12 protein-coding genes and 1 pseudogene are annotated in these 15,792 nt (G+C 72.3%); 7 read left to right on the forward strand and 6 right to left on the reverse strand.

What is annotated here, in order from left to right; all coding sequences use genetic code 11:
- The first annotated feature begins 75 nt into the window (after positions 1–75).
- A complete protein-coding gene (locus K3769_RS02005) occupies positions 76–2,274 on the forward strand; it encodes an MMPL family transporter (RefSeq protein WP_267024657.1) in 2,199 nt (732 codons plus the stop codon).
- A gap of 62 nt (positions 2,275–2,336) precedes the next feature.
- Here K3769_RS02005 and K3769_RS02010 read toward each other — a convergent pair whose 3' ends face one another.
- Complete coding sequence (locus K3769_RS02010) at positions 2,337–3,083, reverse strand: GntR family transcriptional regulator (RefSeq protein WP_267024658.1); 747 nt, start codon at positions 3,081–3,083, stop codon at positions 2,337–2,339.
- A gap of 124 nt (positions 3,084–3,207) precedes the next feature.
- On the opposite strand from K3769_RS02010, the gene K3769_RS02015 reads away from it, so the two are divergent.
- On the forward strand, positions 3,208–3,549 hold the full coding sequence (locus K3769_RS02015) for a hypothetical protein (protein ID WP_267024659.1): 342 nt from the start codon (positions 3,208–3,210) through the stop codon (positions 3,547–3,549).
- Positions 3,550–3,939: 390 nt separating this feature from the next.
- On the opposite strand, the gene K3769_RS02020 is transcribed toward K3769_RS02015, so the two are convergent.
- Both K3769_RS02020 and K3769_RS02025 read right to left on the reverse strand, forming a co-directional pair.
- Positions 3,940–4,908 (reverse strand): acetylxylan esterase, encoded by a 969-nt coding sequence (locus tag K3769_RS02020; protein ID WP_267024660.1) that lies wholly within the window; start codon positions 4,906–4,908, stop codon positions 3,940–3,942.
- A 96-nt stretch (positions 4,909–5,004) separates the two neighbouring features.
- Complete coding sequence (locus tag K3769_RS02025) at positions 5,005–5,619, reverse strand: Rv1733c family protein (protein ID WP_267024661.1); 615 nt, start codon at positions 5,617–5,619, stop codon at positions 5,005–5,007.
- A gap of 286 nt (positions 5,620–5,905) precedes the next feature.
- Between K3769_RS02025 and K3769_RS02030 the strand changes: the two are divergent.
- A pseudogene (locus tag K3769_RS02030) lies at positions 5,906–8,308 on the forward strand (phosphoketolase family protein); the annotation flags it as partial.
- A 17-nt stretch (positions 8,309–8,325) separates the two neighbouring features.
- Here K3769_RS02030 and K3769_RS02035 read toward each other — a convergent pair.
- Both K3769_RS02035 and K3769_RS02040 read right to left on the reverse strand, forming a co-directional pair.
- Positions 8,326–9,120 (reverse strand): ferredoxin reductase, encoded by a 795-nt coding sequence (locus K3769_RS02035; RefSeq protein ID WP_267024818.1) that lies wholly within the window; start codon positions 9,118–9,120, stop codon positions 8,326–8,328.
- Positions 9,121–9,130: 10 nt separating this feature from the next.
- Positions 9,131–9,736 (reverse strand): sulfite oxidase-like oxidoreductase, encoded by a 606-nt coding sequence (locus K3769_RS02040; protein WP_267024662.1) that lies wholly within the window; start codon positions 9,734–9,736, stop codon positions 9,131–9,133.
- A 289-nt stretch (positions 9,737–10,025) separates the two neighbouring features.
- Between K3769_RS02040 and K3769_RS02045 the strand changes: the two genes are divergently transcribed.
- Positions 10,026–10,997: an NADP-dependent oxidoreductase gene (locus tag K3769_RS02045; protein WP_267024819.1), complete on the forward strand. Its 972-nt coding sequence runs from the start codon at positions 10,026–10,028 to the stop codon at positions 10,995–10,997.
- Positions 10,994–11,722 (forward strand): GNAT family N-acetyltransferase, encoded by a 729-nt coding sequence (locus tag K3769_RS02050; protein ID WP_267024663.1) that lies wholly within the window; start codon positions 10,994–10,996, stop codon positions 11,720–11,722. The genes K3769_RS02045 and K3769_RS02050 overlap by 4 nt, the downstream gene beginning before the upstream one ends.
- Before the next feature lie 20 nt (positions 11,723–11,742).
- On the opposite strand, the gene K3769_RS02055 is transcribed toward K3769_RS02050, so the two are convergent.
- Positions 11,743–12,216, reverse strand: a complete 474-nt coding sequence (locus tag K3769_RS02055; RefSeq protein WP_267024820.1) for a MarR family winged helix-turn-helix transcriptional regulator — start codon at positions 12,214–12,216, stop codon at positions 11,743–11,745.
- Positions 12,217–12,480: 264 nt separating this feature from the next.
- Between K3769_RS02055 and K3769_RS02060 the strand changes: the two genes are divergently transcribed.
- Positions 12,481–13,296, forward strand: coding sequence for a putative protein N(5)-glutamine methyltransferase (locus K3769_RS02060; protein ID WP_267024664.1), 816 nt, complete (start codon positions 12,481–12,483; stop codon positions 13,294–13,296).
- 447 nt (positions 13,297–13,743) lie between these two features.
- Positions 13,744–15,759 (forward strand): NADPH-dependent 2,4-dienoyl-CoA reductase, encoded by a 2,016-nt coding sequence (locus tag K3769_RS02065; RefSeq protein ID WP_267024665.1) that lies wholly within the window; start codon positions 13,744–13,746, stop codon positions 15,757–15,759.
- Positions 15,760–15,792: the final 33 nt, after the last annotated feature.

Genomic DNA, 15,792 nt, shown 5'->3' on the forward strand with positions numbered 1-15,792 from the left:
GGCTGTAAAAATGCATTAGGGTGTAGAGATGCCGCGGTCCGCTCGGGGTCCGCAGGGAGAGGGAGGAAGACGGGTATGGCGTCACGCCTGTACACCTGGGGACGATGGGCGGTGCGCCGCCGGGGCAGGGTCCTGGCCGTCTGGCTGCTGATGCTCGCCGTGGTCGGAGGCCTCGGGATCACCCTGCACGGCAAGGTGAGCACCGAGTTCTCGGTGCCGGGGATCGAGTCCCAGAAGGCCCAGGACCTGCTGAAGGAGAAGTTCCCGGCCGCAGCCGGCGGGGTGGCCCGGGTCGTGTTCGCCGCCCCCGAAGGGGACACGCTCAGGGGGTCCGAGGCCGAGGCGGCCCTCACCGGGAGCCTGAAGAAGGCCTCCGAGGTGCCAGGCGTCGTGAACGTCTCCGATCCGGCCCGGACCGGGACGCTCTCGCGGGACGGGCGCATCGGCTACTCCGACGTGATGTTCCGCCAGCCCGCCGACAGCGTCCCCCAGACGTCCAAGGACGCCTTGGCGGACGCGATGGACCAGGCCCGGGACGCCGGTCTCGAAGTCGAGTTCGGCGGCTCCGCGATGCAGCCGCAGACCGAGGTCGGCGGCCCGGCGGAGATCGTGGGCGTCGTCATCGCCTTCGCCGTCCTGGCGCTGGCGCTCGGCTCACTGATCGCGGCCGGACTCCCACTGGTGACCGCCGTCGTCGGAGTCGCGATCGGCGTGCTGGGCGTCCAGTTCGTCTCCCGCTTCGTGGAGATGACCAGCACCGCAACCGTGCTCGCCCTCATGATCGGCCTGGCGGTGGGCATCGACTACGCCCTGTTCATCCTCTCCCGCCACCGTGAGCAGCTCGCCGACCCCGACATGGACGTCGAGGACTCCATCGCACGGGCCGTGGCCACCGCGGGCGGCGCGGTCGTCTTCGCCGGAGCGACCGTCATCATCGCGCTCTCCGCGCTGGCGGTCACCGGCATCCCGTTCCTCACGATCATGGGCCTGGCCGCCGCCGTGACCGTCCTGCTCGCCGTGCTCATCGCCATCAGCCTGGTGCCCGCCGTGCTGGGAATGCTCGGCAAGCGGCTGCGCCCGCGCCCCCGCCGCTCCGAGCGCGCCCCCGGCACCTGGGCCCTGGGCTGGGCCCGGCTGGTCACCGGCAAGCCCGTGATCGTTCTCCTGGTAGGCGTGGTCGGCCTCCTCGCGCTCGCCCTGCCCGCCCGCGACCTGCGTCTCGGCCTGCCCGGATACGCGTCCCAGCCCGTCGAGAGCACCCAGCACAAGAGCTACGACCTGCTCAGCGAGGGCTTCGGCGTCGGCTTCAACGCCACCGTGACCGCCGTGGTCGACACCAGCGGGATCCCGGCCGCCGAGCGCACCGGGACACTGACCCGGCTGCGTACGAGCCTGGCCGGTGACCCCGGAGTCGCCGCCGCCGCCAAGCCGGTGACCAACCAGGACTCCAGCCTCGCGATCGTCGCGGTCGTACCGAAGACCGGTCCGGACGCCCAGGCCACCACCGACCTGGTGCACCGGCTGCGGGACAACGCGCCCGCGGTCGACAAGGCGGGCGGCACCCTCTACATCGCCGGCGCCACCGCCGCGGCCATCGACGTCGCGGGCAAACTGTCCGACGCCCTGCCGCTGTTCATCGCCATCATCGTGATCCTCGCGCTGATCCTGCTGACCATCGCCTTCCGGTCCCTGCTGGTCCCGGTCAAGGCCGCCGTCGGCTTCCTGCTCTCGGTCGCCGCGTCCCTCGGCGCCACCGTGTGGGTCTTCCAGAACGGTCATCTGAACGGCGTCCTTGACATCCCGTCCGCCGGACCGGTCACCAGCTTCCTTCCCGTCCTGCTCATCGGCGTCCTCTTCGGGCTGGCCATGGATTACGAGGTCTTCCTGGTCAGCCGGATGCGCGAGCACTACGAGCGCACGGGCAGCGCGTCCGAGGCCATCGTCCACGGAGTGGCGCGCAGCGGCCGGGTGGTCAGCGCCGCCGCGCTGATCATGGTCGCGGTCTTCGGCGGCTTCGTCTTCAACCACGACCCGATCATCAAGTCCATAGGGTTCGCGCTGTCCTTCGGCGTCCTCGTCGACGCGTTCGTGGTCCGGATGACCCTCGTCCCGGCCGCCATGGCCCTCATCGGCCGCCGCGCGTGGGGACTGCCCGGCTGGCTCGACCGGGTCACGCCCGACGTGGACATCGAGGGCGCCAAGCTGCCGCCGCGGGCCCCGGCCGGACAGGAGGACGAGCACCGCGAGACGGTCGGCGCCCCCGGTTCCCACTGACCGCCGTACGCGCTGACCGGCGCACCCGCCGGCCGGGCCCCCGAGCGCCTTTCGTCCGGCTGCTACGGGGCGTGCGGCTCGGCGACGGCCGGGAGCGTGAACTCGTAGACCAGTGCGTCCTGTTGCGCGTTCACCACCAGATCGGTGATCTCCAGGGGGCGGGCGTACTGGTCGTGCACCCGCCGCGTCACCCGCACCGAGGCCGCGTTGCCGGGCCCGGTGATGGAGTCGCGGTGGTGCAGGGTCAGCCCCGCCCGGCGCATCCAGTCGTACACGCGCCGCAGCTGCGCCGACGACCTGCCGTCGGCGCGGTCGCGGTAGCGGGCGAGTTCCTCGACCTCGGCGAGCGCGACTGCCGAGAACGAGGTCACTGCGGTCCGCCGCCCGTGCCCGTCCGGCGCGGCGGACTCGTAGCGGTGCACCAGTGTCGGCGCCCATGGAGCGAGGCCCAGCGCCGCCGCGTGCTCCGGCGGGGGAGTCTCCCAGGTCACGGTGGCGCGGTCGACGGCGCGGGACGGGGTCGTGTCGGCGCCGAGCGGAAAGCCGAGCGACGGAAGAGGTCCGACCGGCAGGCCGGGCAGCTTGGCGTGGGTGCCGCGCCGGTCGGTGGAGACCAGGCCGTCCCGGCGAAGGATGTCCAGCGCCTGCCGGACCGTCTCCCGGCTGGCTCCGAACTGCGCTGCCAACTGCCGCTCGCCCGGCAGCCGTTCGCCGGGCGGAACGGATCCGTCGCGCAACGCCCCGAGCAACTCCGAGGCGATCCGCGAGTACAGCGGCTGAGGGTCATCGTGCGTGGTGCTGCGGGCCATGTCCGCGCTCCCCTTGTGACAAGACGTAGCCGTGCGGGCGGTGGGCCCGCGCCCCGGAGCCCTGGTCCTGGGGCCGGAGGGCGCGGTTCCTCGTACGCGACCATCTCTAGCATTGGTCTAAACCATGCTGGAAGTGCGTTCCGCCGGATCGGCCGATTCCAGCCCCTCGGGCTCCGCCACGAAGCGCGCTGCGGAGGGCATCGACGACCACCGTCTTCCACGGGCCGCCGACGACTCCGGACCCACTCGGCGGCCCCGGGGGACAGACGGCGGCGCGCCCCGTACGAGCCCCGGCCGACGAGGATCCCGTACACCACGGCGACCGCCCGAGCGGCGCAGTTGTCCGTCGCCGTCGGGACTCTGGGCGTCCTGCCACGCCGCCGCACTGACCGCGGGCACGCCCGCCACGGGGCCCGCCGCCACGGCCAACGCGACGACCACCAACTGGCCGAAGATCGCCGCCTGACCACACCCCCCCGACAAGCCCGCACTCACAAGCACACCCCCGCGCCGATTCCTAAAAGGGGCGCGGGGAACGGCGCACGGATCCCCGGACGGACCCGCACCCGTAAGCATTCCCTTGCGCCGACTCCCTGATAGGGGCGCGGGGAACGGCGCACGGATCCCCGGACGGACCCGCACCCGTAAGCAATCCCTCACACCGGCTCCCTGATAGGGGCGCGGGGAACGGCGCACGGATCCCCGGACGGCCCCGCACCCGTAAGCAATCCCTCACACCGGCTCCCTGATAGGGACGCGGGGAACGGCGCACAGCCCCCCGACGGACCAGCACTCACAAGCAAACCCCCACCCCCACCCGGCAGGGGGGACGCGGGGAACGGCGCAACGCACCCGCTCAGAGGTACGCCGGCAACCACGCCAACTTCGCCGCCTCCTGGTAAGGCCCCCCACCCTCGTGGTCGTTGAAGTCGTACACCTCGATCCCCTTGTCCGCACACCCCCACGCGTTGAACGCCGCGAACACCGTCGACGGCGGACACGTCTGATCCTCCAGCGCCGCCGAGAACAGCGCCGGCGCCCGCCCCCGCTCGGCGAAGTGCACCCCGTCGAAGTACGACAGCGTGCGCAGCACCGCCTCGGTCCGCCCCCGATGCGTCTTGAGGTAGTTCCCGATCTCCCGGTACGGATCCCGATCCGTCAGCCTCGTCGCACGCGGGTAGTCGCACAGGAACGGCACATCCGGCGCGACCGCCACAAGATCCGGCACCAGCCCGCCCACCGCGATCGAGATACCCCCACCCTGACTCGTACCGACGACCGCGGTCCGCGACGCGTCGACCAGCGGATGCGAACGCGCCGCCTCCACCGCCCGCACCCCGTCCGTGAACACCCGCCGGTAGTAGTAGTTCTCGGGAGCGTCGATACCCCGCGTCATGAACCCGGGATACGCGGGCACACTGCCCACCGGGTCGGGGGTGTCACCGCCCCCGCCCCACGCACCGCCCTGGCCCCGCGTGTCCATCACGAAGTGCGCGAACCCGGCCGAGGCCCACAGCAGATGGGTGTGCGAGAGACCGCGTCCGCCGCCGTACCCGACGAACTCCACGACCGCGGGCAGCGGAGCGTCCGCCCCGGCCGGAAGGATCAGCCAGCCCCGCACCGGGTGACCGCCGAACCCGGCGAACGTCACGTCGTACACCGTGACGTTCCGCAGATGCGTCTCGACCGGCTCGAAGCGGGCGTCCAGGTCGTGCTCGCGCGCCTCCTCCAGCGTCTTTCCCCAGAAGGCGTCGAAGTCCTCGGGCTCCACGGACGCGCTGCGGTACTCGCGCAGTTGATCGAGGGGAAGGTCGAACAAGGCCATGGAGGACCGCCTTTGCCGTGAAAGAGGGTGCGGATGATCCACACGGTAAGGGTGGTGTCCGAAGGCCACCAGACCACCCCCGCCGTCCCGCCTCCGTCAGGTGTGGTGTCGCGTCCACTCGGGTCCCGTGCGGGCCCACTCCCGTTCCCACTCGGCCAGGCGGCGGCATGCGGCGCGTCGGCGTATCAGCGCGTGCAGGGCGAGCACACCGGCCACCGCCACCCCCGTGGCACAGGCGCCCACCGCCAGCGCGTGCTGCCGGACCACGATGTCGCTCGTCGGGGCGGGGACGATCCGGTCCCGACGGTCCACCCAGATGTACGCGCGGTCGCCGGCCCCGGCTCCGGCGGCCACCCTGGTTTCGCCCGTACGCGTCCGCTCGCCCGGCTCGGCCCAGCGGACGCTCACCCGCTGTACCGGCCGCCGGACTCCCTCGCCGCTGGGCGCGGAGGCGTGCGACCCCTCCACGATCTCCGCGAGGACCCGATGGCGTTCGGCCCGCTGCTCCGCCGCCGTGGACCGGGCCTCGTCGTACGCCCACCAGCCCGCCGCCAGCCCGGCCAGTGGCGTACCCGCCCACAGCACGACGGAGACGATGAGCGCGGTCCAGGCCTCCACCACGTCCGCGCGACGGCACAGCGGGTTGTGCCGCCACCGCCGCGCGATCACCCGCGCCCGTTTCTCGCTCGCCCGCTGTTCCCGTGTCCGCATGTCCCGCCTCCTCAGCACCCGCATGCGTTGCCGCGCCGCCCGAGCCACCGCCGTACACCGTGTGCCCCTCCCTCGTGCGTGTGCCCCGTGCGGGCCGAACGGACCCTCCCGGAGCACGGTTCGGCCACTCGCCCGGAACACGATTGGCCGAACAACCCGCCTTTCCACGACTGATCGGCGCCCCGTGTGGAACTCGCGTCCCACCCCCTCGAAACCGTCGCACCTCCCGCACACCTCGCAATGTCCGTGAACCTCGCACCTCCCGTACACCTCGGAACAGGAGCCCCTCCCCATGGCCAAGGACCGTATGGCGGCGCTCGACGCGCACTGGCGTGCCGCGAACTACCTGGCCGTCGGTCAGATCTATCTGCTCGGCAACCCCCTGCTGACCGAGCCGCTGAAGCCCGAGCACATCAAGCCGCGGCTGCTCGGACACTGGGGCACCTCGCCCGGCCTCAACCTGGTGCACAGCCATCTCAACCGGGTCATCGCCGAGCGCGACCTCGACACGATCTGCGTGTGGGGCCCCGGCCACGGCGGCCCCGCGGTCCTCGCGAACTCCTGGCTGGAGGGCAGCTACACCCAGACGTACCCGGACATCACCCGGGACGCCTCCGGCATGGAACGCCTCTTCCGGCAGTTCTCCTTCCCCGGCGGGGTCCCCAGCCATGTCGCCCCCGAGACCCCGGGCTCCCTCCACGAGGGAGGCGAGCTGGGCTACTCGCTCGCCCACGCGTACGGCGCGGCCTTCGACAACCCGGATCTCCTGGTCGCCTGCGTGATCGGCGACGGCGAGGCCGAGACGGGCCCCCTCGCCGGTTCCTGGCACTCCAACAAGTTCCTCGACCCGGTGCACGACGGCGCCGTCCTGCCCGTCCTGCACCTCAACGGCTACAAGATCGCCAACCCCACCGTGCTCGCCCGGCTGCCGCGCGCCGAACTCGACGAGCTCCTGCGCGGCTACGGACACGACCCCATCCATGTGTCCGGCGACGACCCCGCCCGTGTCCACCGGGACCTCGCGGAGGCGATGGACCAGGCGCTGGACCGCATCGCCGCGATCCAGCGGGAGGCCCGCGGCGGAAGGCCGGACCGGGCAGGCGACGGCGGAGACCGTACGGGGCAGGGTGCGGAGAGCGGGCGTCCCCGCTGGCCCATGATCGTGCTGCGGACCCCGAAGGGCTGGACCGGCCCGGCCGAGGTCGACGGGCAGCCGGTCGAGGGGACCTGGCGCTCCCACCAGGTCCCGCTCGCCGGTGTCCGCGAGAACCCCGAGCACCTGCGGCAGCTGGAGGCCTGGCTGCGCTCGTACCGCCCGGATGAACTCTTCGACGCCGACGGGCGGCCCACCCCCCTCGTCCTCGACGGGGTGCCCGAGGGCTCCCGCCGTCTCGGCGCGAACCCGCACACCAACGGCGGTCTGCTGCTGACCTCGCTGCCCATGCCGGACCTGGACGACTTCGCCGTCCCCGTGGACAAGCCCGGCGCGAGCACCCACGAGCCCACCCGGGTCCTCGGCGGCATGCTCGCCCGCGTCATGGCCGACACGGCCGAGCGGCGGAACTTCCGGGTCGTGGGCCCCGACGAGACCGAGTCGAACCGCCTGGGCGCGCTGTACGAGGCGACGGGCAAGGCCTGGCAGGCGGAGACCCTCGACACCGACGAACACCTCGCCCGCGACGGCCGCGTGGTGGAGGTGCTGTCCGAACACCTCTGCCAGGGCTGGCTGGAGGGCTATCTCCTCACCGGACGGCACGGTCTGTTCTCGTCGTACGAGGCGTTCGTGCACATCGTCGACTCCATGGTCAACCAGCACATCAAGTGGCTCAAGACCTCGCGGAAACTACCGTGGCGGGCGCCGCTCGCCTCACTCAACTACCTGCTGACCTCGCACGTGTGGCGTCAGGACCACAACGGCTTCTCCCACCAGGACCCGGGTTTCGTCGACCACGTCCTCAACAAGAGCCCTGAGGTCGTCCGGGTGTATCTGCCGCCGGACGCCAACACCCTGCTGTCCGTGGCGGACCACGCCCTGCGCAGCCGCGACCATGTGAACGTGATCGTCGCCGGGAAGCAGCCCTGCTTCGACTGGCTCTCCATGGAACAGGCCCGCGCCCACTGCGCCCGGGGCGCGGGCATCTGGGAGTGGGCCGGCACGGAGGACGGGAAGCGCGAACCGGACGTGGTGCTGGCCTGCGCCGGAGACGTACCCACCCAGGAAGTCCTCGCCGCCGCCGCGCTGCTGCGCACCCACCTGCCCGATCTGGCGGTCCGGGTCGTCAACGTCGTCGACATCGCCCGGCTGATGCCGCAGGGCGAGCACCCGCACGGGATGGCCGACTCCGAGTACGACGCCCTCTTCACCGCGGACAAGCCGGTGATCTTCGCCTACCACGGCTATCCCTGGCTGATCCACCGGCTGGCCTACCGGCGCACCGGCCACACCAACCTCCATGTGCGCGGCTACCGGGAGTCGGGCACCACCACGACCCCCTTCGACATGGTGGTCCGCAACGACCTCGACCGGTACCGGCTGGTCATGGACGTCATCGACCGCGTCCCGGGCCTCGCCGTGCGAGCCGCCGCCGTACGCCAGCGGATGGCCGACGTGCACACCCGCCACGAGGCCTGGATCCGCGAACACGGCACCGACCTGCCCGAGGTCGCCGAGTGGACCTGGTCCGGCTGACCACCGGCCGCGAACGGTCAGCCGAAGCGTTCGATCCGGATACGGTCCACCGGCTGGCCCGCGTCCACCAGCAGCCGGGAGGCATGTTCGGCGAACCCGTTCGAGCCGCACACATAGGCTTCCCAGCCACCCTCGGGCGGGTCGGCCAGGAGCCGCGCGACATGTGCGGCCGCCACCCGGCCCACGGGCACCCCCGCCGGGGCACTGCGCGTGTACACCGCGGTGGTCTCGGCGCCGTACTCCGACGCGTAGATCAGCTCGTCGGGACCGCGGGCCGACACGAGCAGCCGCAGAGGCACCGCCAGGTTCCGCGCACGGTGGTGGCGGACCATCGACATCAGCGGTACGACACCGGAGCCCGCGCCGATCAACAGGGCGGGCCGGTCGCCGGGCCAGGCGAAGAACCCGCTGAGCGGTCCGCGCAGCTCGACCTCGTCGCCGGGCTCGGCGACCGTGTGGAACCAGCCGGACACCTCTCCGCCGTCGACGTGGTCGAGGGTGAGCTCGACGTGTCCCTCGTCGTCGGGGGGCGAGGCGATCGAGTAGTGCCGCTGGGCGACGTAACCGTCCTCCGCGCGCAGCCGGAGCATCAGATGCTGGCCGGGCAGATGCCCCGCCCACCCGGGCACGGCGAACCGGAAGGTCGCCGCGTGCGGTGTCTCCCGGCGGATCTCGGTGAGGGTGGCACGCTGCCAGGTGGCCGCGGTGCCGTTGCTCACGGCGATCCGGCCGGGCACCGCGAACCGTGTCGCGGGCGCGGACGTCGGCGAGGGCACGGACGTCGGCGAGGGCACGGACGTCGGCGAGTACATGGTGGTCGTCTCAGTCACCGGAGTAGCGCTGCTCTTCCCAGGGATCGCCGCGGTGGTGGTAGCCGTTCTGCTCCCAGAAACCCGGCTCGTCGTGGTCGAGGAGGCGGATACCCGCGATCCACTTGGCGCTCTTCCAGAAGTACAGGTGCGGCACGATCAGCCGAGCCGGGCCACCGTGCTCGGCGGGCAGCGGCTCGTCCCCGTACTCCCAGACGATCCAGGCCCGTCCGCCGGTCAGATCGGCGAGCGGCAGGTTCGTGGTGTAGCCCGTGTGCGAGTAGGCGACCGCGTGGGTGGCCTCGGCGGCCGGGCGGGCGAGATCGAGGAACGCGTCGAGCGACACGCCTGCGAACCGCACCCCGAACTTCGACCAGCTCGTCACGCAGTGGATGTCGCCCTCGTAGGAGGACGGCGGCAGCGCGTGCGCCTCGTCCCAGGACCAGGTGCGTTCCTCGGCGACCAGCCCGCCGACGGTGAACGTCCACTGCGAGGTCGCCAGCTCCGGCGTGACCTCGGCGGACAGGACGGGCCAGTCGTCGCGGGCGTCGTACTGGCCGGGCGGCAGTCCGTCGTTGCGGACGCGCGCTCGCCCGGCGAAGCCCCGGGTGACGTTCATCGGGTCTCGTTCATGCGAGTGGTGCCTCCAGGCCGGCCGGACGGCGACCCTTGATCGTTGCGTACGCCTTCCACGGTACCGGGCCCGCCGACGACACCCCACCGGGGATCATTGCCGCCGTATGAACACTCGCCGGGTCCGGGCCCCGCGGGAATAGCCGCACCCGCGATCTTCCTTGCCGATAGAGCCCGGCCCCTGATCGATCGGCCACCGGCCGGGCGGCAGCCGGGACAGTGCCCTCATCGGCGTGCCAGTGCCCTCATCGGCGTGAAGGAGAGTGACGGAGCAGATGCCCAAGGCGTACGTCTTCACCCAGTACGGCGGTCCGGAGACCGAGGCCCTCGTCGAGCAGGACCGGCCCGTCCCCGGGCCCGGCCAGTTGCTGGTCGCCGTCCGGGCGGCGGGCGTCAACCCCGTCGACTGGAAGCAGCGCACCGGCTACCAGCGGCCCGGCCAGCAGCGGCGCGAGCTGCCCGCCGTCTTCGGCAACGAGGCCGCCGGTGTCGTCGAGGAGGTCGGCGAGGGAGTCACGGGCTTCGCGGTCGGCGACGAGGTCTTCGGCAACCCCGTGGCCGGCGGCTACGCCCAGTACGCGCTGTTCCCCGTGGCCGTGACCGCGCACAAGCCCGCCGGTGTCTCCTTCACCGACGCGGCAGCGCTGCCCGTCGCGGCGGCCACCGCGTACGACGGAGTACGCCAGCTGGGCCTGCCGACGGGCGCGACCCTGCTGGTCACGGGCGCGGGCGGCGGTGTGGGCGTCGCGGCCGTGCAGATCGCCCGCGCCGACGGACTGAACGTCATCGGGGTGGCGAGCGCGGGCAAGAAGGACCTGGTCGAGTCGCTGGGCGCCGCGCACGTGCCGTCCGGCCCGGACTTCGCCGAGGGCGTCCGGGCTCTGGCGCCCGAGGGCGTGGACGCGGCGTACGACCTGGTCGGCGGCGAGGTCCTGGAGGCCGCGGCCGAACTGGTGACGGACCGCGCCAAGCTGATCACCGCGGGCGGCAAGGACATCGTGGCAAGCCTCGGCGGCTCACCCGTCGTACGGGCCCGTACCGCCGCGGTGCTCGACGAGGTGGTACGGCTCGTCGTCGACGGCAGGCTCGACCCGCTGGTGACGCGGACCTTCCCCCTCGAAGAGGCCGCCGAGGCGCTGCGTACCGTCGAGGAGGGCCATGCCCGCGGCAAGGTCGTGATCGAGGTCGACGAGGTCGAGGCCCAGGTCGCGAGCGAGGGTGACATCGTGAGCGAGGTCGCGGAATGAGCGCCGCGCCCCATGTCCTGGACAATCCCGCGCGGGCCTCGCTGACCGGTCCGCACGCCCACTTCGCCGAACGCCGTGGCCGGGTGCTGCGCTACCCGGCCGACGTGTCGCCCTGGCTGGCGCTGCCCGACGACCCCGACGCCGACGACTGGGCCGATGCCGCCGCGCTCGCCGGACCTGGCAAGGAGATCGCGCTGCCCGGCTTCAGCGGTGAGATCCCGGCGGGCTGGGAGATCACGTTCCGCGGGCAGGGTGTGCAGTTCGTCGACGACGGGCTGGCCGCCGCTCCGGACCCGGAGGCCGTACGGCTGGGCCCCGCCGACGTACCGGAGATGCTGGACCTCGTGGAGCGGACCAGACCGGGCCCGTTCCTGCCGCGCACGGTCGAACTCGGTACTTACCTCGGGATACGCAGGGGCGGGGCCCTGGTCGCCATGGCGGGGGAGCGGCTGCACCCGCCCGGCTGGACGGAGATCAGCGCGGTCTGCACCGACGTCGCCGTCCGCGGCGAGGGCCTGGCGACCCGGCTGACGCTGGCGGTCGCGCACGGGATACGGGCCCGGGGCGAGACCCCGTTCCTGCACACGGCCGCGGACAACGCCACCGCCGTCCGGCTCTACGAGTCGCTGGGCTTCCGGTTGCGGCGCAGGACGAGATTCCTGGCGGCGCGGGTACCGGAACGCCCCGAGCGGCTGGCGGACGGGCGGGTGGCGACGGCCGGCTGAGGGGCGGGGAGGGCGGGGGACTAGATTCCCGGGTCCGGAACTGTGCCCCGGTTTCCCGGGGCCTGCGGGCCTGGAACCGCCGCGTTGTAGCGCAGCAGGTAGCCCGCGAACCGTCGCAGATCCTCCTCGGGCCAGCCCGCCAGCCGCTCGCGGAAGGCCACTCGGCGGCTCGCGGTCACCTGGGCGAGGATCTCCGTCCCGGCCGCTGTGAGGTGGAGCGCCTGGACACGCTGGTCCCGCGGATCGGCGCGCCGCTCGATGAGCCCGGCGGCTTCGAGGGCCGCCACCTGCCGGCTGACCGTGGACTTGTCGAGCGCGTAGTGCGCGGCGAGATCGGTGGCGCGGCAGCCGCCGCTCTCCTCCAGATGACCGAGCAGTGTGTACGAGACCAGGGACAGCTCCGGATGCAGGCGGCCGGCCGAGGCCCGGGCGCGGCGGGCGAAGGCCGTCATCTCGTGGTGGATCGTCTCGATGGCGACGTCGGCTGCGGTCACGTCGGCTGCGGTCACGGGTCTGCCCCTTCCCAGATGGTTGCACGCTACAACCATGAGGTGCGTGGGGCAATCGGCGGGCCGGCGTGTAATGTTGCCGTCCGGCTGAGGACTGCCCTCAGTGCGTGCCGGACCAGGGAGGTGAGCCCCATCAACGCTGTGTCAGCTCGGGTGCTCCCGCCTCGTGGCCTCGTCGGCATCAGGTGACCTAGGCCCTGTCGGCCTCGGAGAGCGCCCTTCGGCTTCCCGAAAGGCTCCTCGGCTTCCATGCCACCTTCTTACGTCCATGTCGTCACCGCGCTTCGCTCCGCGGGGTGTGTCTTCGCGGAGGACGAGGCGCGGCTCATCCTCGATACCGCCCGTACGCCCGCCGAACTCGCCGCCATGGTGGACCGCCGCGCCGCCGGCCTGCCGCTCGAACATGTCCTGGGGTGGGCCGAGTTCAGCGGTCTGCGGATCGCGGTGGAACCGGGTGTCTTCGTGCCGCGCCGCCGCACGGAGTTCCTGGTCGCGCAGGCCGTCGCTCTTGCCCGCGCCCTTGCCTCGGAGGTGCCGGTCGTCGTGGACCTGTGCTGCGGCTCGGGCGCGGTGGGGGCGGCGCTCGTGGCGTCGCTTCCCGGCGCCGAACTGCACGCCGCCGACATCGATCCCGTCGCCGTGGAGTGTGCGCGGCGCAACGTCGGTGAGCGCGGCCGGGTTTACGAGGGTGACCTCTTCGGGCCGTTGCCGCGGGGGTTGCGGGGGCGGGTCGGGGTCCTGGCCGCCAATGTGCCGTACGTGCCCAGCGGGGAGGTGGGGCTCCTGCCGCCGGAGGCCCGCGACCACGAACCGCTGGTCGCGCTCGACGGGGGAGGGGACGGGCTCGACGTCCTGCGGCGCGTGGTCGCGGAGGCGCCGGGGTGGCTGGCGCCCGGGGGGAGCCTGCTCGTCGAGACGAGCGAGCGGCAGGTGGGGCTTGCGGTTGAGATCTTCGCCGCGGTGGGGTTGGGGGCGCGGGTGGAGACGTCGGAGGAGCTCCACGCGAACGTGGTGATCGGCCGACGCGGGAACGGTCCCCTACGGAGTGCGGGCACGAGGCGGTAGTCCGGCGCGACTCGACCAGGGCTGATGTTGCGCAGTTCCCCGCGCCCCTCAAGGGCCGGGGGCCGGATGTGAACCGGGATTGCAGGTGCGGGTAGGCCGAGGCTGACGCCGCGCAGTTCCCCGCGCCCCTGAAAGACCGGGGGGTCGGGTGGGAGGTGGGATTTCGGGTGCGGGTAGGCCAGGGCTGACGCCGCGCAGTTCCCCGCGCCCCTTAAAGGCCGGCGGCCTCGGCGGCGGCGGGCCCGCACGGTGTATCACCGTCCAGCCCCCACCCCCTGAGGGGCGCGGGGAACGGCGCAATCGTCCCCCGCGAACCGCCGCCGCTCCCCCCCCGGAGGGACCCGCGAGGTTCTCGTCACACTGGACCCCCACCCTTTTGCAACTAGTTGCATAAACGCCTTCGCGTCGTCTACAACCATGAAGACGACGCCACGCACGGAGGGGCCAATGACCCACTACCCACACCTGCTGAACCCGCTGAACCTGGGCTTCACCACTCTGCCCAACCGCGTACTCATGGGCTCCATGCACATAGGCCTGGAAGAGGCCGACCACGGCTTCGAGCGAATGGCCGCGTTCTACGCGGCCAGAGCCCGCGGCGGCGTAGGCCTCATCGTCACCGGCGGCATCGCCCCGAACGACGCCGGCCGCCCCTACGAAGGCGGCGCCAAACTCACCACCGAGGCGGAAGCCGAACAGCACACCGCGATCACCGCCGCCGTCCACCGCGAAGGCGGCAGGATCGCGATGCAGATCCTCCACTTCGGCCGGTACGCCTACCACCCCGACCTCGTCGCGCCCAGCGCACTCCAGGCCCCCATCAGCCCCCACACCCCCCACGCACTGACGGACGACGAGGTCGAGCAGACCATCGACGACTACGCCAGGGCCGCCCGCCTCGCCAAGGCCGCCGGCTACGACGGCGTGGAGATCATGGGCTCCGAGGGCTACCTCATCAACGAGTTCATCGCCGCCCGGACCAACCAGCGCGACGACCGCTGGGGCGGCAGCTACGAGAACCGCACGCGGTTCCCCCTCGACATCGTCCGCCGCGTGCGCGAAGCCGTCGGCGAGGACTTCATCGTCATCTACCGCCTGTCGATGCTGGACCTGGTCCCGGGCGGCTCCTCCCTCGACGAGGTGATCACCCTCGCCAAGGCGGTGGAGGCAGCCGGCGCGACCATCATCAACACCGGCATCGGCTGGCACGAGGCCCGCATCCCCACCATCGCGACCTCGGTGCCGCGCGGCGCGTACACCTGGGTCACCAAGAAGGTCATGGGCGCCGTGTCGATCCCGCTCGTGACGACGAACCGCATCAACACCCCGGAACTGGCCGAGCAGTTGCTCGCGGACGGCCACGCGGACATGGTGTCGATGGCCCGCCCGATGCTCGCCGACCCCGACTTCGTCAGCAAGGCGAAGGCCGGCCGGCCCGAAGCCATCAACACCTGCATCGGCTGCAACCAGGCCTGCCTCGACCACACCTTCAGCGGCAGGATCACCTCCTGTCTGGTGAACCCGAGGGCCTGCCACGAGACGGAACTGGTCCTCACCCCGACCCGTACCCGCAAGCGCGTCGCCGTCGTGGGTGCGGGCCCGGCCGGCCTCGCCTGCGCGGTGAGCGCCGCCGAGCGCGGCCACGACGTCACCCTCTACGACGCCGCGGCCGAGATCGGCGGCCAGCTGAACGTGGCCCGCAAGGTCCCCGGCAAGCAGGAGTTCGACGAGACGATCCGCTACTTCCGCACCCAGCTCGAACTGCACGGCGTGGACGTCCGGTTGAACACTCCGGTCGGTGACGGCGACCTCGCCGGGTACGAGGAGGTCGTCGTCGCCACGGGTGTCGGACCGCGTACCCCCGACATTCCCGGCGTGGACCACCCGAGCGTCGTCGGCTACCTCGACGTGCTACGCGACGGCGCCCCCGTCGGCGACCGCGTCGCGATCCTGGGCGCGGGCGGCATCGGCTTCGACGTCGCCGAGTACCTGACCGACAGCGGCGACAAGGCGAGCGAGGACCCGGCGACGTACTTCCGGCACTGGGGTGTCGACATGGACTACCGGGCACCGGGCGGCCTCGGCGCCCCCGAGCGGCCGGCCCCGCCGCGCAGCGTCCACCTCCTGCAGCGCAAGACGTCCAAGGTCGGCGCCGGGCTCGGCAAGACCACCGGCTGGATCCACCGCGCCGAGCTCAAGCACCGCGGAGTCACCATGGTCCCCGGCGTCAGTTACGACCGCATCGACGACGCCGGCCTGCATGTCACGGTCGACGGCGAGAGCTCCGTCCTGCCGGTCGACACCATCGTGCTCTGCACGGGCCAGGAACCCCGCCGTGACCTGTACGAGTCACTGCGCGCCGCCGGCCGCAGCGTGCACCTGATCGGCGGCGCCGACGTGGCGGCCGAACTGGACGCCAAGCGGGCCATCAAGCAGGGCACCGAGCTGGCGGCGGCGCTGTAGGCCCCCGGGCCCGGCGCGGACCCGTCCCTAGGA

Origin of the sequence: Streptomyces ortus (assembly GCF_026341275.1) — a bacterium.
Taxonomy (GTDB): Bacteria; Actinomycetota; Actinomycetes; order Streptomycetales; family Streptomycetaceae; genus Streptomyces; species Streptomyces ortus.